Genomic DNA, 21,116 nt, shown 5'->3' with positions numbered 1-21,116 from the left:
CCTCTTCCAAAGACCTTCTTTTTCGGCAAATGGTGGAACAAACAGCAATCACTCACGTTCTTGATTCAGTATCGGAAGGAGACAGATCATGCTCTACTGGGCGCTCGTATTTCTCGTCGTGGCGATCATCGCCGGCGCGCTTGGTTTCGGCGGCATCGCCGGTACCTCGGCCGGTATCGCGCAAATATTGTTCTTCATCTTTCTCGCCTTCCTCGTCATCTCGCTTCTGGCCGGCCTGTTCAGACGGGCATCGTAGGAGCGGGCGAACACTGGAAGCCGCACCCCTCAAACGGTTTCCAGCCACCGCCGGGCGATGTCCTCCAACGGGACATCGTCCGGCGGACCTTTTCTGGGGACCTACTCAGGAACTGAGTCCAAGTGAATCGTTCGGTCCTGATCAGGTGGACAGGTGATTGATGCGTTCCATTGGCGGAGGCGAGAGCGGACAGGGCGACGAGGTGATCGCACTGCACCCGGCTGAAAGCGGAATGCAGCTTGGCCGGGCCTTGCTTCACGCTCTGCACAATGCCGGCATTTCCGTCCTCTATCAGGATCGTGAATTGAAGACTGTATGGGCCCGCAACATGCGTGCGCCGTGGGTTTCCGACACAGCCGACAGCAACGGCGCGTTGCCACCGGCGCAAGCTGAGCAAATCGCCGCCGCCAAAAGCAATGTGATCGCTTCCGGCAATCCGGAACGCCTTGAACTGAGTGTTCCCACCGGTGATGGCATGCGCTGGTTCCAGGTATGGGTCGATGCCGATCGGGGCAATCGCGGCGACGTGCAGGGCGTCGTCACCACGATGGTGGAAACCACCGAGCAGAAACGCCGCGAACAGACGCTGAAGACGCTGTTGCGCGAAGTCAGCCACCGCTCCAAGAACCTGTTGGCCATCATCCAGAGTATTGCCACCCAGACCGGCCGCTATTCCGAGACACCCGACGATTTCCTGAAGCGCTTTCGCGGCCGCCTGCAGTCACTGGCTTCCTCCCAGGATCTGGTAACGTCGTCGAACTGGCGGGGTGCAGCACTTCGCGAGCTTATCCGCGGCCAGGTCGTTCGCTACGGCGCCGATCCCGCGCAGAGCCTGCGCTTCAATGGCGTCAACCCCTACCTCAATCCCAACGCGGCCATTCATATTGGACTGGCAATGCACGAACTCGCCGTCAATTCATTCAGCTACGGCGCCCTGGCGCGGCCGGACGGCTTTGTCGAGGTAACCGCCGATCTGTCGAACGTCGCAGAGGCCGCAGACAAGCCGGCTTTGTCGCTGACCTGGGTCGAGGCCATTGTCGCCAATGATAACAGGCGCACCGAGAAACGCTTCGGCAGCGTTGCCCTCGAACGTGTCGTGCCGGCATCGCTGAACGGCACGGCGACGCTGGAGATCACCAGTGACCGCCTCGAATATCGCCTCGTCGTTCCGCACGGCAATTTCGAAACCGAATGAGCGGCGGGATTCCTTAACCGGCTGTTCACCATAAAATCCGATGCTGTGGTTCCCAGAGATTGCTGGATCTTGACCGATTCAACCGATGTTTCGGCCGCAGCCTGCAACGCGAGTATGGGAGGAATGATCATGACGGTTGCCGATATGAACAGGCTGGAGCAGGCCGCCCGGGTGTCGATGAGCGGCTTTCAGGATCCTGACGCTTCAGCCTCGCCTTTGCAGCACGCCTGGCATCCCTTGCTTCGCGTCGCCGCTGTCGCGCTCGTCGCCGCTGTTGTGCTGATCGTGGCGTCGCAATTGGTCTGAGCCAGATGCTCAGGTTCACGCTGCTCCCAAGCAGCCTGGCTCAGAAACTGTCCAGCTCGTAGCCGACCAATTATTAACGCCCCTTTCGGCACAGGAACTTTGACGGCTGTGGACCGTTCTTATGGCGAGAGGACGTGTCGCCGTGGAACACATCGCCGCTTTGCTTTTGGTAATTGGCTGTTCGAACAACATGACCGAATGCCGTGAACTGCCGGTGCCGGTCAGTGTTTTCGAAACCGCCGAAGCATGCACGGCAGAACGTCCATTCGCTGCCGGCGACGTGCAGGGTCAGGCCGAGCACGTCGTTGCCAAATGTCTTACGGTCGACCCCGCGCTGGAAGATGATTACGACCAGATCGTCTGGAACGTGCGCCCGGACGGCACCCTCGACGCGTCTTTGCAGATTTCCAGTGTCGTGGTCGCGTCGAACGCCACGCGCCGCGAAAAAGACTCTCTTAGCCAACAATAAGATCGAGCGGGCAAAGGCTGCTGTTTTGTGCTAAATAGCGGCTGGAGCTTACTAAAGTGAGGACAAAGTGAGGAGAGATTCTATGCGGAAATTGATTATTGCCATGGTTGCGGTGGTCGCCGTCAGCGGCTGCAGCACGACCGAGCAGGATGTCGGTGTCGGCGCCGGTGTCGGTGCTTTGGCCGGCGGACTGATCGGCGGCGGCAAGGGTGCGCTGATCGGCGCAGCCGTTGGCGCCGGTTCCGGCCTGCTGGTGCGCAACCTGCGCAACGGCTATTGCCAGTATCGCGACAATCGCGGCCGGCTCTACACCGCTCGCTGCTGATTCGCTTCAAAAGCGTCAGACAATCGCGACGGAGACCGGTCAGCCGGTCTCCGTTTGTTTGCCTGCATGAGGCGGCGGGATCCTGATTTCCACCGTAAGCCCATCGACGCGAAAATCTCGGGCAATCGTGCCGCGCAATTCCTGCGTGACATTGAGGTCGATCAGCTTGGTGCCGAAGCCGGTCTTCGCCGGCGCTTCGAGTTCCTTCTGCCCGGCCTCGCGCCAGTTCAGAACCAGCATCCGCTCGGACCCGCGCCCCTCGAACGACCAGTTGACCTTCAGCGCACCCACGGAATTGCCGGCCTCGCCATATTTCAGCGCATTCGTCGCCAGCTCGTGAAAGGTCAGGCCAAGCGCCTGCGTCGTCCTCTCGTCGAGAAGCACCTGAGGCCCTGACAATATCCCTTCCGGAAGCTCCTTGCCGAACACCTGGCCGAGCTCGATGCGCAGCAGGTCGCCAAGATCGGCCTTCTGCCAGCGCGAACGCGTCAGCATATCCTGGGAAGCCGCCATTGCCTGGAGGCGGGCCGAGAAGGAAGTTGAGAACTCCTTCACGTCGGTTGCTTGCGCTGCCGTCTGGCGCGCAATCGCCAGCACCCGCGTGATCGAATTCTTGATCCGATGCTTCATCTCCTGCAGCATCAAATCCTTTTCGAGCAGGCTTTTTTCCGTCGTTTCATGCAGCAGCGACTTGGCGTCGTAGGCGCGCTCCTGGTAGCGGGCCACCAACGCGATGGCGCCGGCCAGAAGCAGGCCGAACAGCCCGAGCATGACCGGAATGGCGCGCGAGGACGGTTGCGAAAATGCACTTGTCGGCCGAAACAGCACCGTCCACGGCCGACCGGCGACGATGATCTTGCGCGTCACCAACAGCCTGTCGCCAAAGCTCGCGGCCGGCGGCGTTTCGGACTGGAACAGAAGATTGTCGGCGTCCGCCGTGCCGTCATAGACCGCGGTGTTGACCGGCAGCAAAGGCGTGCGGCTGAGCGCGGTCTGGAGCAGGTCGCGGGCGCGGAAGGCCGCGTAGAGAAGGCCTGATGTCGATGATCTGGACGCATTGATACCATCCGGCGCGGTTTCTACATTGAGCCTGACGAAGACCAGGAAGCCGGTAAAGGTCTGCGCCGCGCCAGTATCCTGGCCGAGCTGGACCAGACCGCTTGCGTGCTGTGCGTCATCGGCCAGCGCTTTTTCGATCGCCTCGCGCCGCACCGGCTCGGTGAACATGTCGTAGCCGATGGTGGATTCGTTGGCGGGGTCGAGCGGCTCGAACAGCACGACGGGCGTGCGCCATGGCTGTGTCGTGTCCGGATAGACCGTGTGGGCGGCGCCGCGGTCGCGCAACATGTCGCGCTCGACCGCCGCTTCGTCACCGGTCTTGGCCAGCCTGAGATAGCCGATGCCGCGCAGGCCGGCGAAATTGTTATCGACATTGAGGGCGCTGAAGAAGGCCTTGAATTCGCTACCTGAAATCTCGCCATTGCGGGCGTCGAACAGCGCCTGCGTCGAGCGCAGCAGTGACAGATGCAGATCGATACGGCTTTCGATGCGGTTGAGCGCGTCGTCGGCCGTCGCCTCGAACTTGATGCGCGCCGCTTCCTGGGTGGCGAAATAGGCGAAGCCCGCCATCGTCAGGCTGATCAGTGCAACGGCAATGAAGGCAAGGATCGGGAAAAACTTCTTCAACGCAGGCCCACGGACGGTTCGGGAACCTTTATGGGCAAGTCGCGGCGGCAAGACAATGGCGCGGCCAAGCCATAATGACGGCTGGCATATCACGTATATTTAGCCGGCTTATCGGTCGAACATCGGTGAAGATGAGAGCCGATGATATCGTGGTCTCAGGCCGCGATCTTCAGCGCACCCGGACCGGGAATGGCGCCGGGCGGACACTTTCCCAGGATGATCATGCCGAGCACTTCGTCCTGCGTCACATCGGTGGTGAGCGCGGTGCCGACGACCTGGCCGTTCTTCATTACGCAGACTCGGTCGGCAAGCTCGAACACGTCGTGAATGTCGTGGCTGATCAGGAAAATGCCGATGCCGTCGGCCTTGAGCTGCTTTACCAGTTCGCCGACCTGCGCCGTCTCCTGCGGCCCAAGCGCGGCCGTCGGTTCGTCCATGATCAGGATGCGGGCGTTGAACAGGATGGCGCGTGCGATCGCCACCGACTGGCGCTGGCCGCCCGATAGCTTGATCACGGGCTCCTTGAAGCGCTGGAAGCGCGGATTGAGCCGGCCCATCACCTTGCGCGCCTCGGCCTCCATGGCGACATCGTCGAGTGTCCCCCACGCGGTCATCAGTTCGCGGCCGAGGAAGAGGTTGGCGGCAGCGTCGACATTGTCGGCCAGCGCAAGCGTCTGGTAGATCGTTTCGATGCCGTATTTCTTGGCGTCGCGCGGATTGGAGATCGAGGCCTCCTGGCCGTTGACCAAGATCTGGCCGGCATCGCGCTTGTAGGCGCCCGACAGGATCTTGATCAGCGTCGACTTACCGGCGCCGTTGTGGCCAAGCAGCGCCACCACTTCGCCCGGGAAAAGATCGATGGACGCATCGTCGACGGCGCGAATGCCACCGAACGCGATCGAGATGTTGCGCATGTCGATCAGTGGCGTACCGGTGGGAGCAGTTTTTTCCATAATCGTTCCTCCCTAGACGCGCTTGCGGTAGACGGTGTCGAGCCAGACGGCGATGACCAGGACAGCGCCAACGACAATGCTCTGCAGCGGCGAGTCGATGCCGAGCAGCACCATGCCGGATTGCAGCGACTGCATCAGAAGCGCGCCGAGCATGGCGCCCATCACCGTTCCGGCGCCGCCCGCGAGCGACGTGCCGCCGATGACAGCGGCCGCGATCACCAAAAGCTCGTCCAGTGTGCCCAGCGCATTGGTTGACGCATTGAGACGGGCCGACGAGATCGCCGCGCTGATTGCAGCCAGCACACCCATGATCATGAACACCTTCATGGTCACCCAGCGCGTGTTGATGCCGGCGAGTTCCGCTGCCTCCGGATTGCCGCCGATGGCGAAGACATAGCGGCCGAAACGCGTGCGCTTGGTGATGAACGTCATGATGATGCCGACAATCACCGCCATCAGCACCGGTATGGCGATGCCATGCGCGATGAACAGCCCGCCTTCGGGAACGGTGATGCCGTTCTGCTGTGCGTACTGGCGCACGATGCCGATCGGCCATGGATAGGAATTGGCGATCCACACGGCGCCGAGGATGGCCGCGCAAGCGACCACGCCAAGCAGGGTCTCGGCCCAGACGGGGCGCAGTGGAAAGCTGAAGCGCTTGCGCTGCGAGCGACCGTTGAGCAGCGCGAAGGCGACCGCCGCGCAGGCGACGATGCCGACGATCCAGCTGGCAGCGGCGCCAATCGAGCCGCGTGGTCCGCCGCCCATCAGCTGGAAGGTGGCGTCGAGTGGCGCGACCGTGCGCCCGCTGGTGATGAGCCATGCCATGCCACGCCAGACCAGCAGGCCACCAAGCGTCACGATGAAGGCCGGAACCTGCATATAGGCAATGATGAAGCCCTGGAACGCGCCGATCAGCAGACCAAGCACCACGCCGGCGGCAAGCGCGACGATCCAGAGCCAGGGGTTTCCAAGCTGGAAGCCGATGACGCGAATCAGGAATTCGGCCTGTGCCACGCCCATGATCATGCCGATCACGCCTTCGACGGAGCCCACCGAAAGGTCGATGTTGCGCATGACGATGACCAGTACCATGCCGGTCGCCATGATCGCGACCGAGGACGTCTGTACCGACAGGTTCCAAAGATTGCGCGGCGTCAGGAAAAGCCCACCCGACAGGATATGTATGCCGACCCAGATGACCAGCAGCGCGCCGACCATGCCGAGCATGCGCGTGTCGAGCTCGGTCGCTCTCAGGAACCGGGCGGCCGCGCCGAGTTCAGACGCTCGTGCCGTATCGGCCTGCGGATTTGAGGTCGTGTCGGTCATGATGTCCTCCAGCGGCTTGCCGTCTGGCGCGGATGCCGGACCACAGCCTAGAAGTTTGCCGCCGATGGCGGAAACACACAATTCTCGTAGAGAAAACGCCGCGGGTTGACAGCCGCGGCGCCTCATTTCTTCAAGTCGTCGAGATCAGTTGCAAGCCGCGACGCTGCCGGCGGCGACGCCCGTGCAGACTTCGTCCTTCTTGATCCAGCCGGCGTCGATGACGACGTTGAGGTTGTCCTTGGTGATCGCGACGGGGGTCAGGAACAGCGACTTGACGGTGTTGCCGCCAGGCGTGGTGAAGTCCTTGGCGCCGGCAATGTCGCCGGTCTTCTTGCCATCGGCAAGCTGCGAGGCGATCTCGGCGGCGTTCTTGCCGAGTTCGCGCGCGTCCTTCCACACCGACACCGTCTGCGTGCCGAGCGCGATGCGGTTCAGAGCGGCATGGTCGCCGTCCTGGCCCGAGACCGGAACCGTTCCGGCAAGGCCCTGCGCCGTCAGCGCGGCGACAACGCCGCCGGCTGTGCCGTCATTGGCCGCAACCACGGCATCGACCTTGTTGTCATTGGCGGTCAGGAACTGTTCCATGTTCTTCTGGGCATTGGCCGGCAGCCAGCCATCGGTATAGGCCTCGCCGACATTCTTGATCTTGCCCGAGTCGATGGCCTCCTTGAGCACTTCCATCGAGCCCGAGAACAGGAAATCGGCATTCGGATCCGAGCCAGAGCCCTTGATGAAGACATAGTTGCCCTCGGGCTTCGCCTTGAACACTTCGCGGGCCTGCATGCGGCCGACTTCCTTGTTGTCGAAGGTCAGGTAGAAGACGTCCTTGTTCTCGATCAGGCGGTCATAGCCGACGACCGGAATGCCTTCGTCCAGCGCCTTCTGCACCGCCGGGCCGATGGCCGAGGCGTCCTGCGCCAGGATGATCAGCGAGTTGGCGCCCTGCGAGATCAGGCTTTCGACGTCGGTCAGCTGCTTGCCGGGATTGGACTGCGCGTCGGCGGAAATGTACTTGTCGCCGGCAGCCTCGATCGCCGTTTTCATCGCCGCCTCGTCGGTCTTCCAGCGCTCTTCCTGGAAGTTCGACCACGACACGCCGATGACCTTGTCCTTCGCCTGCGCGACCGAGACCAGCGCCAGCGACATGGCGACGCCCGCCAGCATGGCGGCTGCAAATTTGTTCATTATAACCCTCCCTGCGCCGCGCACGGCGCGACAAAACCGGCCCGAAGGCCTGCACACAGAGGCTCCATTTTTTCGAGCCTCGAAAAAATACTGGTTCAATGATAAGGCACTGTCAACATCGATTATGATGGATTCTGATGGCGTTGCCGAATTTTTTCGAGCTCCGCAATAAACAATGACAGGGCTGCCGGCGTCTGCCAATATTTGGCTGGTGCCGTCGAACGCCTTCACTATCATGAGGCGCGAGGAGGCCGGGAGGAAAACAAATGTCGGTTGGGATCCGCCACGACGATCTGCGCCGTCGCAACCGTGCGATGGTGATTTCGGCCGTGCGCCGGGCCGGCCAGCCGTCGCGGACCGAGATTGCGGCGACCACCGGCCTCAGCCATTCGACGATATCGGCAATCTCGTCTGATCTAATTCAAGAAGGCATCCTGATTGAAGGCAAGCCTGGCGAGACCGGCTCGCTGAAACGCGGCCGGCCGCAGGTCGGCCTTGGCCTCAACCCGGAAGCGGCGGCGGTCATGACCGTGGTGCTGTCGCTGAACTTCCTCTCCGTCACCGTCATCGACTATGCCGGCCAGGTGGTCGCGGAAGAACAGCGCCGGCTCGACACGCTGACCATGCCGCGCGACGAGCTGATCGGCGAATGCGTAGCAATCGTCGGGCGGCGTCTCGCGGACCCGGACCTCGATGTCCAGAGCATCGCCCGCATTGCCATGGGCATCCAGGGCATCACCGATTCGCAGGCGCGGGCCATGCTGTGGTCGCCAATCACGCCACTGACCGACATTGCCTTCGCCGACATGTTGGAAGCGGAATTCGGCATTCCTGCCACCATGGAGAACGACTGCAATATGATGGCGGTGGCCCTGCAATGGCGCCAGCCCGAGCGCTACCGCGACAATTTCATCGCGATCCTCTTGTCGCACGGCATCGGCATGGGGCTGGTGCTGAAAGGCGAACTGTTCACCGGCACCCATTCCTCGGGCGGCGAGTTCGGCCACATGATCCACCGTCCGGGCGGCGCGCTCTGCCGCTGCGGGCGGCGCGGCTGCGTCGAGGCCTATGCCGGAAACTACGCCATCTGGCGCAGCGCCAAAATGATGAGCGAAGATGCCGAGCCGGTCGATATCGGCGACGCTGATATGCGCGCACTCGCCGCGCGCGCCCGCGAAACCGATGGCCCGGAGCGCGAAGCCTATCGCAAGGCCGGTGAGGCGCTCGGCTTCGGCCTCGGCAGCCTGTTTGCGCTGATCGACCCGGCGCCTGTCGCCATGGTTGGCGTCAGCGCCGCCGCCTTCGACCTGATCGAGCCGGCATTGCGCGAAGCGATCGCCCAGACCGCCGGCGGCCAGCACTCGAAGTCGATCTCCTTCGACACCGAGCCCAACGAGCTGCCGCTGATCCGCGAAGGCTGTGCCATGCGCGCGCTCGGCTTCGTCGATCAGGAGATTTTCGCGCCGGGCATTCAGGCCAAATCCGGCAAGCATGTCGCCTGAATGGCCGGCAACGGCGCGACGCGCAGCATCCTAGTCTTCCCTGATCGCGTAGCCGGCGCCGCGAATGGTACGGATGACATCCGGCATGCGGCCGTTGTTGACCGCTTTGCGTAAGCGCCCGACATGGACGTCGACGGTTCGCTCGTCGATGTAGATCGTCTCGCCCCAGACATTGTCGAGCAGCTGGCTGCGCGAGAACACGCGGCCGGGATGGCGCATCATGAATTCGAGCAGCCGGAACTCGGTCGGTCCGAGCCTGATCTCGCTCTTCTTGCGGTAGACACGGTGCGACTCGCGGTCGAGCACGATGTCGCCGACCTTGAGCACGCTGGACAGCACTTCCGGCTTGGCCCGGCGCAGCAGCGCCTTCACGCGCGCCATGAACTCCGGCGTCGAGAATGGCTTGACCAGATAGTCGTCGGCACCGGTGGACAGGCCGCGCACGCGATCGCTTTCCTCACCGCGCGCGGTCAGCATGATGATCGGCAGCCGCTCGGTTTCGGGCCGCACTCTAAGCCGCCGGCAGAGCTCGATGCCGGAAACAGCGGGCACCATCCAGTCGAGCACCAGGAGATCGGGCACGTTTTCCTGCAGGCGGATCTCGGCCTCGTCGCCGCGTGTCACCACCTCGACGTGATAGCCTTCGGATTCGAGGTTGTAGCGGAGGAGCACGCCTAGCGGCTCCTCGTCCTCCACGACCATGATGCGTGGCGCGATCATAGGCAGTTCACCCTCATCAGGCCGGCGTGGCCATCGCCGTCTCGTCCTGCTTCGGACGATTGGCGGGCAATTGCTGGCCGGTCAGCACATAATACGCATTTTCGGCGATGTTGGTGACATGATCGCCGATGCGCTCAAGATTCTTGGCGCAGAACAAGAGATGCGTGCAGGCGGTGATGTTGCGAGGGTCTTCCATCATGTAGGTCAAGAGCTCACGAAACACGGACGTGTATTTGACGTCGATGCGCTCGTCGTCATTCCTGAGTTTTGCAAGAGCTGCCGCATCGGTGGCGGCATATTCCTCGACGACGCCTTGCACCTGGATCAGCACCAGCTGCGCCATGGCATCGATGGAGTGCGAGAGGTCGCGCGGCGTGACGCTCAAGCCCACGGTGCCGACGCGTTTGGCGATGTTCTTGGCGAGATCGCCGATGCGCTCGAGGTCGCCGGCCATGCGGATCGAGCCGACCACGGCGCGCAGATCGTTGGCCATCGGCTGGCGCTTGGCGATCAGCGTGATGGCGCGGTCGTCCAGTTCGCGCTGGCGCGCATCCATGATGGCGTCGTCGGAAACGACACGCTGTGCCAGCGCATTGTCCGAATTGAGCAGCGCCCTGGTCGAGCCGCTGACCATCGAGCCTGCCAGATCGCCCATGTCGCGGATCAGCTTGCTGATCTGCCCGAGCTCTTCATCGAAGGAGGCGACGGTATGTTCACCCATGATCTTGGTCCTCGTGCCTGAAAATTCACCCGCCGGACGGCTCAGCCGAAGCGGCCGGTAATGTAGTCCTGGGTGCGCTTGTCGTCGGGGTTGGTGAACATCTTGTCGGTGGCGCCCTCCTCGACGAGATAGCCGAGATGGAACATCGCCGTGCGCTGCGACACGCGCGCCGCCTGCTGCATCGAGTGGGTGACGATGACGATCGTGTAGTTCTGGCGCAGTTCGTCGATCAGCTCCTCGACACGGGCGGTGGCGATCGGATCAAGCGCCGAGCAGGGCTCATCCATCAGGATCACTTCCGGCGACACGGCGATGGCGCGCGCGATGCACAGGCGCTGCTGCTGGCCGCCGGACAGGCCGGTGCCGGGCTCCTGCAGGCGGTCCTTGACCTCGTTCCAGATCGCCGCCTTCTTCAGGCTCTGCTCGACGATCTGGTCCATGTCGGACTTGCGCTTGGCCAGCCCATGGATGCGCGGGCCGTAGGCGACGTTCTCGTAGATCGACTTCGGGAACGGATTGGGTTTCTGGAACACCATGCCGACGCGTGCGCGCAGTTCGACGACATCGATGTTCTTGTCGTAGATGTCGTCTTCATCGAGCGTGATCTTGCCGGTCACCCGCGCCGAATCGATGGTGTCGTTCATGCGGTTGAGGCAGCGCAGGAAGGTCGACTTGCCGCAGCCGGACGGGCCGATCAGCGCCGTCACCTGGTTCTGGCGGACGTCGAGATTGACGTCGAACAACGCCTGCTTCTCGCCGTAGAAGACGCCGACCTTGTCGCCGCGCATCTTGATGACTTCGTTCGACTTGGCGTTCATTTTGTCGCCCACTGCATTTTCAAGGGACTGTTCGGTCATGATGTTCATACCAAATTGCCTTTTTTCTACCAGCGCCGCTCGAACCGGCGCCGAAGCACGATCGCGGTGATGTTCATGGCCATGAGGAAGACGAGCAGGATGATGATGGCGCCGGACATGCGCTCGACAAAAGCGCGCTCAGCCTCGTTTGCCCACATATAGATCTGCACCGGCAGCGCGGTCGCCGGATCGAAAGGCGTCGTCGGATAATCGGCGACGAAAGCGACCATGCCGATCAAGAGCAGCGGTGCTGTCTCGCCGAGCGCACGCGCCAGGCCGATGATGGTGCCGGTAAGGATGCCCGGAGCGGCAAGCGGCAGGATGTGGTGGAACACCATCTGCATCTTGGAGGCGCCGAGGCCGAGCGCCGCCGAGCGGATCGACGGCGGCACCGCGGCAAGGGCGGCGCGCGTGGCGATGATGATGGTCGGCAGCGTCATCAGCGTCAGCACCAGGCCGCCGACGAAGGAAGCCGAGCGCGGCATGCCGAGGAAGTTGATGAACACGGCAAGGCCGAGCAGGCCGAAGACGATCGACGGCACCGCCGCGAGATTGTTGATGTTGACCTCGATCAGGTCGGTGAAGCGGTTCTTCTTGGCGAATTCCTCGAGATAGATCGAGGCGGCGACGCCGATCGGCAGCGCCAGCAACAGCACGATCACCATCATGTAGAACGAGCCGATGATCGCCACGCCCATGCCCGACGTTTCGGGCCGGCTGGAGGCGCCATAGGTGAACAGGCCGGTGTTGAAATGCTCGGCCATCACGCCGTCGGCTTTAAGCTTGTTCATCCAGTCGATCTGCTGGTTGGACACCTTGCGGCGCGCTTCATCGACGCCGAGGTCGATCTGACCCTTGAAGGCCGAGTCGAGGTTCGCGGCAGCCAGGATGTCGACGTCACGCGTCCTGCCGATCACCGACGGATCGGCGGAGACGATGTCGCGCAGCTGGACGCGGGCGCCTTCCGACAGGAAGCCCTTGAGCTTCAGCATCATCGGCTTGTTGGCCGGATCGATGCCGAGCTTGGCCACCAGCGCGTTTTCGGCGAGCTTGGGATAGTTCGCCTTGATCAGCACGGTAGGGTCGGTGGCGCGCTTGCCGGAGGGATCGATCACCTTCTCGTCGAAGGTCACCGGCAGCGTCACGGTCGTCTGCCAGAAGGCGGTGTAGCCTTTCGAGACGATGGTGATCAGCATGATGGCCAGGAACGCCAGGCCCACCGAGATCGCAATCACGCCATAGATGCGGAACCGGCGTTCGGCGGCATAGCGCGCCTTCAGCCCGATGTCGCGGCGCGGACGCGCGACGGCACCCGCCATCGTGTCCAGGGGGATGTCGGTCATTCGTACTGCTCCCGGTACTTGCGCACGATGTAGAGGGCGACGATGTTCATCACCAGCGTCAGCGCGAACAGCGTCAGGCCGAGCGCGAAGGCGACCAGCGTCTGCGGTGAGTTGAACTCGAGATCGCCGGTCAGCTGGTTGACAATCTTGACGGTGATGGTCGTCATCGCCTCGAACGGATTGGCCGTCAGATTGGCGGCGACGCCCGCCGCCAGCACGACGATCATCGTCTCGCCGATGGCGCGCGACGCCGTCAACAGGATGGCGCCGACGATGCCGGGCAGTGCCGCCGGCAGGATCACCCGCTTGATCGTCTCGGAGCGCGTGGCACCGAGGCCGAGCGAGCCGTCACGCATTGCGCGCGGCACCGCGGTGATGATGTCGTCGGACAAAGAGGACACGACCGGGATCAGCATGACGCCCATCACCAGGCCGGCGGTGAAGATGCTCTGGCCCTGGATGAAGGGAGAGCCGCCGGTGAGGGCTGCCGAGAGGTCGCGCAGGAACGGTCCGAGCGTGACCACGGCGAAGATGCCGTAGACGATGGTCGGGATGCCGGCCAGCAGTTCAAGCGCGGGCTTGACCACCGACCGGACGCTGCGCGAGGCGTATTCGGACATGTAGACCGCCGACATCAGCCCGACCGGCACTGCGACCAGAAGCGCAACGGCGGCGATGTAGAGCGTGCCGGCCAGTAGCGGGATCAGGCCGAACTGACCCTGGCTGCCGCCGGAACCGGCGGCGGCGAAACGCGGATCCCACACCGTTCCGAAGAAGAAGCTCATCGGCGACACGCTCTCGAAGAAGGTGATGGTCTGGAACAGCATCGACAGCACGATGCCGACCGTGGTCAGGATGGCGATGGTCGAGGCCGCAAGCAGCCCCCACAGCATCAGCTTCTCGACGTTGTTGCGCGCCCTGGCGCGCGGCGCGATCTGCCTCAGCGCATAGAAGGCGCCGGCGACCGACAGCGCGAAGGTCAGCACGGCGCTGAACAGGCCGAGCCGGTCCTGGACCTGGTTCGCCTCGACCGCGATCGGAATCATATAGTCCTGGGTGTCGCTGGCCAGTGCCACGCCCTTGGCGGCGAGCAGCGGCTGCAATTCGGCGAAAGTAGCGGGAAGTGCGGTATCGCCATCGAGCCGGCGCAGGCCCTTGGCCAGGCTCTTCACCAGGCTGGCGTCGAGCGCTTCGCTGGCCACCTTTGTGTCGGCGGTGCGCTCGGGCAAAGCGGCATGGATATGCCGGTCGAGATAGAAGGAAGAGCCGATATCCCAGACGGCGAGCAAAAGGACGGCAGGCAGGACCGCGATCAGAAAGGCCCACCAGCCATGATAATGCGCGCGCGAATGCGGCTTGACCTTGCCGGTATCCTGCGCCGCGGCGCGCTGGCGGCCGATCACAAAAGCGACCACGCCTATGGCAATGACTATGGCGAGTACGAGCAAGGACGACATCACCCACCCCAGGGAAAATTCAGATCGCCGCCGCCGTTGCGGCAAGCGGCGAAATCAGGGCGCGGATTTGGTCCGCGCCCTGATCCGGTCGGTTGATTACATTGTCTTTCCGGCGGCGAAGGCGTCGCGCTGGCCCTGACGTTCGGCGTCGGGAGCGGAAACCAGGCCGTACTGGGCGAGCGGGCTTTCCGGGCCGATCATCTGGTCATCAAGGAAGAACTCGACATATTCCTTGAGGCCGGGAACGACGCCCAGATGCGCCTTCTTGACGTAGAAGAACAACGGCCGCGACACGGGGTACGTGCCATCGGCGATGGTCTGCGTCGAAGGCACGATGCCTTCCACGGTAGCGACCTTCAGCTTGTCGGCATTGTTCTCGTAGAAGGCGAGGCCGAACACGCCAACGCCGGTCTTGTTGGAGTCGATGCGGGCCAGCGTCTCGGTGTAGTCGCCATCGATGTCGACAGCCTTGCCGTCCTTGCGGATGGCGATGCAGGTCTTGCCGATTTCCTTGTCGTCGGCGATGCCGGCAGCCTTCAAAGCGGCCTTGTCGCAGCCGGCGTCGAGCAGCTTGGTCTCGAACACTTCACGGGTGCCGTGCTTCTCACCCGGGATATAGGCGGCGATATCCCAGTCGGGCAGCTTCGGATTGACCTGGTTCCACTTGGTGTTCGGGTTGTCGACCAGCTTGCCGTCGACCACCAGCTTGGCGGCGAGCGCCTTGTAGATGTCGGCGGGAACCAGCGCCCAGTCCGGACCCTTGATGTCGGTGGCAAAGACGATGCCGTCATAGCCGATGCGGACTTCCTGGACGTCCTTGACGCCGGCGTCGGCGCAGGACTTCAGCTCGTCCTTCTTGATCGGGCGCGAGGAGTTGGCGATGTCGATCGTGTCTTCGCCGACGCCCTTGCAGAACTCCTTGATGCCGGCGCCGCTGCCGCCGGACTCGACCACCGGGGTCTTGAAGTTGGTGAAGGTTTCGCCGAACTGCTCGGCGACGATCTTGGCGTAAGGCAGCACGGTCGACGAACCGGCGACCTGGATCTGGTCACGCGCAGCGGCGACACCGGACGATGCGGCGAACGCTACCGCCACGGCCGATGCCGTAACGAGGAATTTCTTCATGTGGCCTGCTCCTGTTCGGAAGATGGTCTCTTGGCGCCCTCTTCAAACCGGCGCCCGCTGAGGCCAATAGCCTTCGATTATTACAGTCGCATGACAGTTTCGTGTCAGCCCGGTAACGTCGCACAGACGCCTCGTGAGCCGCAGCCTTTAAGCCGGTTTGTGGGGATGGAAGTTGCCGCTGGAATCAGACGCTTGCGCGATTCGTGCTGGCATCAAGTCCCGGCAGATCGCAGGCCGCGATGCCGAGAAAGAAAAACCGGACGGGAGCGCGTTGCCCGTGGCCAGAGCGAATTTTGGCCGAGCCATCGCCAAAAACAGGTCCGTTGGGGTAGATTCGACGCTGTTTCTTGTCGGCGGTCGCTTGCTCCCGCCCGTAACTGAATGAGCGGTTTCGTTGCGACCATTGTCCTGACTGGGCGCCAGCTTTGATATGGTGCGATCGCACCATAGCCTTGGCTGTTGCGGCGCGGCCGAATCCCGGCCGGCGCCGCAGGTTGCTATCCAGCGTCTCGTTGGGCTTCGCCTGATATGCCGACCCAGCGCTCGACCTTTTCGAGCAGCGCCCTGGGGCTGATCGGCTTGGGCAGATAGTCGTCCATGCCGGCTTCCAGGCAGCGCTCACGGTCGCCCTTCAAGGCATGCGCGGTGACGCCGACGATCGGGATATGCATACCCGTATGTTCTTCCAGCCGGCGAATTGCGGCGGTGGCCTCGAGCCCGTTCATCTCCGGCATCGAGACGTCCATCAGGATCATGCGCGGATTAAGCCGGCCGAAGGCATCAAGCGCCTTGCGGCCGTTGCCGACGATTTCGAAACTGTAGCCGGTTTCGCCGATTATCTGGGTGAACACCATCTGGTTCACTTCATTGTCCTCCGCAACGAGGATGTCGAGCCGACGTTCATCCCCGGCGGCCCGGGCGCGGGCACGAACCGGCGGCGGTTGCAGCAGGGCGCGTTCCGAGGCAGCGAGCGGCGGCTTTGCCGGCGACGGTTCGTTCCTGCCGCCGCCGGAACCGCTGCTTGCCGCCGGCAGCACACGGCCGTCTGTGATATTGTGATGGTGCCGCTGGATGGTGGCGACCAGCGTTTCCAGAAGCACCGAGGAACGCGCCGGCTTGATTAGCTGGGCGTCGATGCCGAGATCGCGATAGCTGGTGTTGGCGAGCGACTGGTCGACCGAAGTCAGCATGATGATCGGCGTGTCGGCCAGCCCTGCGGTGCTGCGCACGACGCGCGCCATCTCGGCGCCGCTCATCCCCGGCATCTGATAATCGAGCACGACGCAATCGACCGGCACGCCGTAGGCAGCCGCGGCGACCAGCACCTTGAGCCCTTCGGGTCCGCTTTCGGCGGCGCAGGAATCGAAGGTCCATGACGCCATCTGCTCGCTCAGGATCGATCGGTTGACGGCATTGTCGTCGACGATCAGCACCCGTGAGCCGGTCACGTCGACCGGCATGATCCGCCGTCCGGTCTGTTCCTCGGCCCTGGGCAATGTCACGGTGAACCAGAAGGTCGAGCCCTTGCCTTCGGCGCTCTCGACACCGATCTCGCCGCCCATCAACTCGACCAGCCGCGAGGTGATGGCGAGCCCGAGCCCCGTGCCTTCGTGGCGTCTGGTCGACGAGGTGTCGGCCTGACTGAATTTTTCGAAGACGAGCTTCAGTTTCTGCTGCGGAATGCCGATGCCGGTGTCGGTGACCGAAACGGTAAGCTTTGTCCCCGTCGGCCCCCTTTGTCCGGTCACGTCGACCAGCACGTGGCCTTCGTCGGTAAACTTCACCGCGTTGCCGACCAGATTGGTGACGATCTGCCTCATGCGACCGACATCGCCGACGAACAGGCTTTCCAGGCCCGGCTCGACGCGCACGATGAGCTCGAGGTCCTTCTCCTTGGCGCGCGTCGATATCAGCGTCGCCACATCCTCGATCGCTTCGGGCAGGTTGAAGGGCGCAGGGTCGAGCACCAGCTGTCCGGCATCGATCTTGGAGAAGTCCAGTATGTCGTTGATGATGGTCAAGAGCGCGTTACCCGATTTGACGATGATGTCGGTGAACGTCTTCTGCTTGGGATCGAGGTCGGATTTGGCCAGCAACTCGGCCATGCCGAGTACGCCGTTCATCGGCGTGCGGATCTCGTGGCTCATATTGGCCAGGAATTCCGACTTGGCGCGGTCGGCCAGTACGGCGCGCTGGCGCGCCTCGCGCAGTTCGGCCTCGCGCAGCTTCAGTTCGGTGATGTCGGTGGTCGACCCAATCAGATAGAGCGAACCATCGGACGCGATCATCGCGCCCTTGCGGGCGAACTGGTGGCGCACGCTGCCGTCGGCAAGCGTCACCGTTTCCTCGATCTCCTGTGTATCGCCTGTGCGCAGCACGGCGAGATCGCTGTTGACGAAGGCTTCGCCGTCCTCGCCGAAAATCTCGATGTCCGTCTTGCCGATCGCGTCTTCCCTGCGGAGGCCGGTGAGGTCGCACCAGCCCTTGTTGACGTAGAACTGCCTGAGGTCGGAGCGCTTGGCGTAGATCGACACCGGCACGTTGTCGATGAGATTGCGGAACACCTCGTTCTCGCGCATGCTCTCTTCCAACGCCTGCTCGCGCGCCTTGACGTCGGTGATGTCGGTGCTGGACCCGACCAGGTGCACCGACCCATCGAGCGCCACCAGCCGGCTCTTGCGCGTCATCAATTGCCGCACCGTGCCGTCGCGATGGGTAACGGGCTCCTCGATCTCGCGGCCGCGGCCGGTGACGACGACCTGGGTGTCGTCATGGGTGTAGGTTTCGGCGTCGTCTATGCCGAAAAGCTGGAGATCGGTTCGGCCGATGACCTCCTCCTTGGGGATGCCGGTCAGCGCGCACCAGGCCTTGTTGACGAATTCCATGCTCAGATCCTGCGCCTTGATGAAGGCGGCGACCGGCAGTTCGTCCATGACGTGGCGGAACAGGTCGATCTGGCGCATGCTTTCCTGCAGCGCCTTTTCGCGGCTCTTGATCTCCGAGATGTCGACGCGCACGCCGATGAAGGTGCCGTCCTCGGTGCGCATATCGTAGACCTGATACCAGCGGCCGTCGGGATTGCTCCGTTCGTAGGAGGAGTTCGGCAGGCGGTAGCGGGCGAGAATGGCATCCAGCCAGATGTCTCGATCGCCGTCATAGAGCTTGTCGGTCTCCGGATCGCCACTGAAGCGGAAATATCCCACGGAATGTCCAAGTTCCAACGCCTCGCGGAAGGTGCGGCCGGGCTGCCATGCCGGTTTCAGCGCCGGCAGCGTGTCCTGCAGCTTGCGATTGGCAAAGATGAACTTGTCGTCGCGGTCATAGATGATGACGGCCGCCGGCAGCGACTCCAGCACCGTGGCGAGGTTCTTGCGCGCGTCCTCGGCCTCGGTCTCGCGGCGCTTCATGTCGGAAATGTCGAACAGGAAACCGGCGACATAGTTGCGGCCACTGGGCATGCCGACGCGGTTCTTGCGCACGATGCGCGAGCGGCTGGCGCCCTCGGCGTCGAAAGTCTCCTCGACCTCGTAGGGCGTGCCGGTCGCCAGCACGGCGCGTTCGCTGTCTTCGAATTGCGCGGCGTCCTTTTGCTTGAGGAAGTCGCCGCCGGGCCTGCCCAGCATCGCTTGCGGGCTCTGTCCGAACAGTGCCGAAAACGCCTCATTGACGAAGACGAAACGCAGATTGTCGTCCTTTACGAAGATCGGGTCCTTGACGCCGTTGATCACCGCCTCGGCCAGCCGCGATTTCTCCAGCGCTTGGGCGAGTTCAGCCTCGCGATCCTTCATGTTGGTGACGTCGACATAGGAGATCAGCCTTTTGCCGCCGGCGAGCGGCGCCAGCGAGGCAATCAGCGTACGGCCGTCATTGCGTGGCAGTTGCCTGGAGCCCACCAGGCCGGCCGAGATTTCTGCTTCGCGCTCGGCGATGTGGTCCTGCCATTCCGCATCGTCAGCACCGTACGGGTCCATATCGCGGCTGGCCTGCATCAGTTCGCGGAAGCCGCAGCCGATGCCGGCGCGCCGGGGATCGATTTCCCAGAAATCATAGAAGGCGCGGTTGATCACCTCCGCGCGCATGTCGGCATCGAGGACGAGCACGCCGATCGGCATCTGGTCGACCATCGTGCGAAGATTGGCGAAGGTCTCGGTGATCTTGGCGTTGGCACTCTCGATCTCGGCGTCGCGACGCTTGAGCTCGGAGACGTCGTAGTAGGTCAACAGCCGCTTGCCGCCGGACAACGCCGTCACGGAGAACATCATCGTCCTGCCATTGGCATGGAGAAATTCGCGTGGCGCAACCGAGCCGGCGCTGATCTCCTCGATGCGGGTGGCGAGGTAGTGCTGCCACTGCTGTCCATCGAGATCGCCGTAGATGCCGTTGCGGCGGTTGAGTTCCATCAACAGGCTGAACGGCGCGCCGACCGTGACGGCGCCGTCGGGGATCCTGGAGAGCTCGCGATAGGCCTTGTTGACGATGAGCGTGTCGAACTTCGCGTCAAGCACCACGACGCCCATATGCATGGCATCCATTGTCCGCTCGAGATCGGCGAGGTGCTGCGTAGCCTCGCCGGCCGGCGGATCGCTCTCGTCCTGCCGCAGTTCGTCCAGCGCACCGGCCAGTGCCGTGACGTTGCGGCCGATGCCGCGATAGCCGATGAATTCGCCTTCGCCGTCGAACCGCGGGGAACCGGTGATCGAAACCCAGCGGCAGCCGGGACGGCCGCCCTTCAACTCATAAACAAAGTCGCGAAACGGCCGATGCGCCTGCAGATCCTCCAGATGCGCGGCGGCGTGTCGATTGCCGTGCACCATCTGCTTGAGGAAATCGAAGCGGAAACGGCCAAGAATGCTGGCGGGATCGATGCCGGTGGCGGCCTGGTAGTTCTCCGAAAGCCAGGAAAAGCGCAGCTCGGCGTCGGTCTCCCAGACCCAGTCGGCGCCGGCCCCGACCAGTTCGCGCAGCGCTTCGGGCGAACCCCCGACGGACGTATCCTCGCCGTTCACCACCCCTTTTAGGGAACCGCGTCCGCCACGTGTTCCAACAGTCCCGTCAGCCATCCCGTTCCCACCCCGAAAGCCAAGGCCGAACCCCCTCAGCGGTTCGCCGGCGGAATGTGCCCGAGAAGCATTAATGATCCGCTAACCATAACCAATCCAGACTGCGGCCAGAGCCACATTGCCCTGCGGTATTCCGCCGGTTGTCGGCGGAACCCCGGCCGGGCTATAAGTCAGCGGGGGTGTTGCTGATGACCGGTTGGATCGTGCCTTGTTTCCTGTGCCTGGCGCTGCTTGCGGGCAGCGGCTGCGCACGCAGCTATGACGGCACGGTGGTGATCCCGAAGCCGCTCGATATCAGGCGGGTCTGGGATCGCGATCCGTCGCAGACTGAGGCCAGCCAGATGCAGGCGGCAGCCGGTGTGTTTCCGACGCCACCGCCGCAGGAACCCTACCGGCCCGCGGCACGCAGGCACACGACACAAATAGCTGCGCCAAGGCGGCACGTCAGGTCCAGGCCGCCCAGCATGGCTTCCGAACCGGCCAATCCGCTCACCTGCAAGAATGTCAGCGAACCCGGCAAACGCTACAGGATGGTTTGCGAATAGCTGGTACTAGAGCAATTCCAGGAAAAGTGTGAAACGGTTTTCCGTCCGGAATTGCGTAAAACAAAGACATAGAGCGGTTCGC

18 protein-coding genes are annotated in these 21,116 nt (G+C 63.0%); 7 read left to right on the top strand and 11 right to left on the bottom strand.

Features of this window, described 5'->3' with window-relative positions:
• Positions 1-88: 88 nt before the first annotated feature.
• From NKH54_RS08150 to NKH54_RS08130, 5 genes are all read left to right on the top strand, one after another.
• The gene (locus tag NKH54_RS08150; RefSeq protein ID WP_023670098.1) at positions 89-256 is read left to right on the top strand and encodes a DUF1328 domain-containing protein; all 168 of its coding nucleotides are present in this window, start codon (positions 89-91) and stop codon (positions 254-256) included.
• Between the two features lie 160 nt (positions 257-416).
• Positions 417-1,451 (top strand): sensor histidine kinase, encoded by a 1,035-nt coding sequence (locus tag NKH54_RS08145; RefSeq protein ID WP_023711673.1) that lies wholly within the window; start codon positions 417-419, stop codon positions 1,449-1,451.
• 129 nt (positions 1,452-1,580) lie between these two features.
• Entirely contained in the window at positions 1,581-1,757 is a 177-nt protein-coding gene (locus tag NKH54_RS08140) for a hypothetical protein (RefSeq protein ID WP_023683964.1), read from the top strand.
• Between the two features lie 142 nt (positions 1,758-1,899).
• Entirely contained in the window at positions 1,900-2,226 is a 327-nt protein-coding gene (locus NKH54_RS08135) for a hypothetical protein (protein WP_023670101.1), read from the top strand.
• Between the two features lie 82 nt (positions 2,227-2,308).
• The gene (locus tag NKH54_RS08130; protein WP_023670102.1) at positions 2,309-2,551 is read left to right on the top strand and encodes a YMGG-like glycine zipper-containing protein; all 243 of its coding nucleotides are present in this window, start codon (positions 2,309-2,311) and stop codon (positions 2,549-2,551) included.
• Positions 2,552-2,590: 39 nt separating this feature from the next.
• Here the strand turns inward: NKH54_RS08130 and NKH54_RS08125 are convergent, their stop codons facing one another.
• The 4 genes from NKH54_RS08125 to xylF form a co-directional block, all read right to left on the bottom strand.
• Complete coding sequence (locus tag NKH54_RS08125) at positions 2,591-4,237, bottom strand: CHASE domain-containing protein (protein WP_352762175.1); 1,647 nt, start codon at positions 4,235-4,237, stop codon at positions 2,591-2,593.
• A 155-nt stretch (positions 4,238-4,392) separates the two neighbouring features.
• A complete protein-coding gene (locus tag NKH54_RS08120) occupies positions 4,393-5,190 on the bottom strand; it encodes an ATP-binding cassette domain-containing protein (protein WP_023683966.1) in 798 nt (265 codons plus the stop codon).
• Between the two features lie 12 nt (positions 5,191-5,202).
• The gene (locus tag NKH54_RS08115; RefSeq protein WP_353027985.1) at positions 5,203-6,519 is read right to left on the bottom strand and encodes a sugar ABC transporter permease; all 1,317 of its coding nucleotides are present in this window, start codon (positions 6,517-6,519) and stop codon (positions 5,203-5,205) included.
• Between the two features lie 144 nt (positions 6,520-6,663).
• The gene (gene xylF, locus NKH54_RS08110) at positions 6,664-7,704 is read right to left on the bottom strand and encodes a D-xylose ABC transporter substrate-binding protein (protein WP_353027984.1); all 1,041 of its coding nucleotides are present in this window, start codon (positions 7,702-7,704) and stop codon (positions 6,664-6,666) included.
• Between the two features lie 266 nt (positions 7,705-7,970).
• Here xylF and NKH54_RS08105 point away from each other — a divergent pair, with 266 nt between their 5' ends.
• Positions 7,971-9,206, top strand: coding sequence for an ROK family protein (locus NKH54_RS08105; RefSeq protein WP_023683969.1), 1,236 nt, complete (start codon positions 7,971-7,973; stop codon positions 9,204-9,206).
• 30 nt (positions 9,207-9,236) lie between these two features.
• Here NKH54_RS08105 and phoB read toward each other — a convergent pair whose 3' ends face one another.
• From phoB to NKH54_RS08070, 7 genes are all read right to left on the bottom strand, one after another.
• Positions 9,237-9,926 carry a phosphate regulon transcriptional regulator PhoB gene (phoB, locus tag NKH54_RS08100; RefSeq protein WP_031193203.1) on the bottom strand — a complete coding sequence of 230 codons (690 nt, stop codon included), beginning with the start codon at positions 9,924-9,926 and terminating at the stop codon, positions 9,237-9,239.
• Between the two features lie 16 nt (positions 9,927-9,942).
• The gene (phoU, locus tag NKH54_RS08095; RefSeq protein ID WP_023670109.1) at positions 9,943-10,647 is read right to left on the bottom strand and encodes a phosphate signaling complex protein PhoU; all 705 of its coding nucleotides are present in this window, start codon (positions 10,645-10,647) and stop codon (positions 9,943-9,945) included.
• 41 nt (positions 10,648-10,688) lie between these two features.
• Entirely contained in the window at positions 10,689-11,513 is an 825-nt protein-coding gene (gene pstB, locus NKH54_RS08090; RefSeq protein WP_023670110.1) for a phosphate ABC transporter ATP-binding protein PstB, read from the bottom strand.
• Between the two features lie 17 nt (positions 11,514-11,530).
• Positions 11,531-12,847 (bottom strand): phosphate ABC transporter permease PstA, encoded by a 1,317-nt coding sequence (pstA, locus tag NKH54_RS08085; protein WP_023683971.1) that lies wholly within the window; start codon positions 12,845-12,847, stop codon positions 11,531-11,533.
• Positions 12,844-14,304, bottom strand: coding sequence for a phosphate ABC transporter permease subunit PstC (gene pstC, locus NKH54_RS08080; RefSeq protein WP_023701343.1), 1,461 nt, complete (start codon positions 14,302-14,304; stop codon positions 12,844-12,846). The genes pstA and pstC overlap by 4 nt, the downstream gene beginning before the upstream one ends.
• Before the next feature lie 96 nt (positions 14,305-14,400).
• Positions 14,401-15,429, bottom strand: a complete 1,029-nt coding sequence (locus tag NKH54_RS08075; protein ID WP_023670113.1) for a substrate-binding domain-containing protein — start codon at positions 15,427-15,429, stop codon at positions 14,401-14,403.
• Positions 15,430-15,926: 497 nt separating this feature from the next.
• Positions 15,927-20,489 (bottom strand): PAS domain-containing hybrid sensor histidine kinase/response regulator, encoded by a 4,563-nt coding sequence (locus NKH54_RS08070; RefSeq protein WP_198025491.1) that lies wholly within the window; start codon positions 20,487-20,489, stop codon positions 15,927-15,929.
• 188 nt (positions 20,490-20,677) lie between these two features.
• Between NKH54_RS08070 and NKH54_RS08065 the strand changes: the two genes are divergently transcribed.
• On the top strand, positions 20,678-21,034 hold the full coding sequence (locus tag NKH54_RS08065) for a hypothetical protein (protein WP_353027982.1): 357 nt from the start codon (positions 20,678-20,680) through the stop codon (positions 21,032-21,034).
• Positions 21,035-21,116 lie beyond the last annotated feature (82 nt).

The organism is Mesorhizobium sp. M1004, from assembly GCF_040318795.1.
Lineage (GTDB): Bacteria > Pseudomonadota > Alphaproteobacteria > Rhizobiales > Rhizobiaceae > Mesorhizobium.
The sequence above is the reverse complement of the archived record's forward strand: the minus strand, read 5'-3'. Positions and strand labels throughout refer to the sequence as shown.

Bases quoted from the DNA above. Each gene is read 5' to 3' on its own strand.
- NKH54_RS08150 (WP_023670098.1), top strand. From the start codon at position 89: ATGCTCTACTGGGCGCTCGTATTTCTCGTCGTGGCGATCATCGCCGGC.
- NKH54_RS08145 (WP_023711673.1), top strand. From the start codon at position 417: ATGCGTTCCATTGGCGGAGGCGAGAGCGGACAGGGCGACGAGGTGATC.
- NKH54_RS08140 (WP_023683964.1), top strand. From the start codon at position 1,581: ATGACGGTTGCCGATATGAACAGGCTGGAGCAGGCCGCCCGGGTGTCG.
- NKH54_RS08130 (WP_023670102.1), top strand. From the start codon at position 2,309: ATGCGGAAATTGATTATTGCCATGGTTGCGGTGGTCGCCGTCAGCGGC.
- NKH54_RS08120 (WP_023683966.1), bottom strand. From the start codon at position 5,190: ATGGAAAAAACTGCTCCCACCGGTACGCCACTGATCGACATGCGCAAC.
- NKH54_RS08115 (WP_353027985.1), bottom strand. From the start codon at position 6,519: ATGACCGACACGACCTCAAATCCGCAGGCCGATACGGCACGAGCGTCT.
- xylF (WP_353027984.1), bottom strand. From the start codon at position 7,704: ATGAACAAATTTGCAGCCGCCATGCTGGCGGGCGTCGCCATGTCGCTG.
- NKH54_RS08105 (WP_023683969.1), top strand. From the start codon at position 7,971: ATGTCGGTTGGGATCCGCCACGACGATCTGCGCCGTCGCAACCGTGCG.
- phoB (WP_031193203.1), bottom strand. From the start codon at position 9,926: ATGATCGCGCCACGCATCATGGTCGTGGAGGACGAGGAGCCGCTAGGC.
- phoU (WP_023670109.1), bottom strand. From the start codon at position 10,647: ATGGGTGAACATACCGTCGCCTCCTTCGATGAAGAGCTCGGGCAGATC.
- pstB (WP_023670110.1), bottom strand. From the start codon at position 11,513: ATGAACATCATGACCGAACAGTCCCTTGAAAATGCAGTGGGCGACAAA.
- pstA (WP_023683971.1), bottom strand. From the start codon at position 12,847: ATGACCGACATCCCCCTGGACACGATGGCGGGTGCCGTCGCGCGTCCG.
- pstC (WP_023701343.1), bottom strand. From the start codon at position 14,304: ATGTCGTCCTTGCTCGTACTCGCCATAGTCATTGCCATAGGCGTGGTC.
- NKH54_RS08075 (WP_023670113.1), bottom strand. From the start codon at position 15,429: ATGAAGAAATTCCTCGTTACGGCATCGGCCGTGGCGGTAGCGTTCGCC.
- NKH54_RS08070 (WP_198025491.1), bottom strand. From the start codon at position 20,489: ATGGCTGACGGGACTGTTGGAACACGTGGCGGACGCGGTTCCCTAAAA.
- NKH54_RS08065 (WP_353027982.1), top strand. From the start codon at position 20,678: ATGACCGGTTGGATCGTGCCTTGTTTCCTGTGCCTGGCGCTGCTTGCG.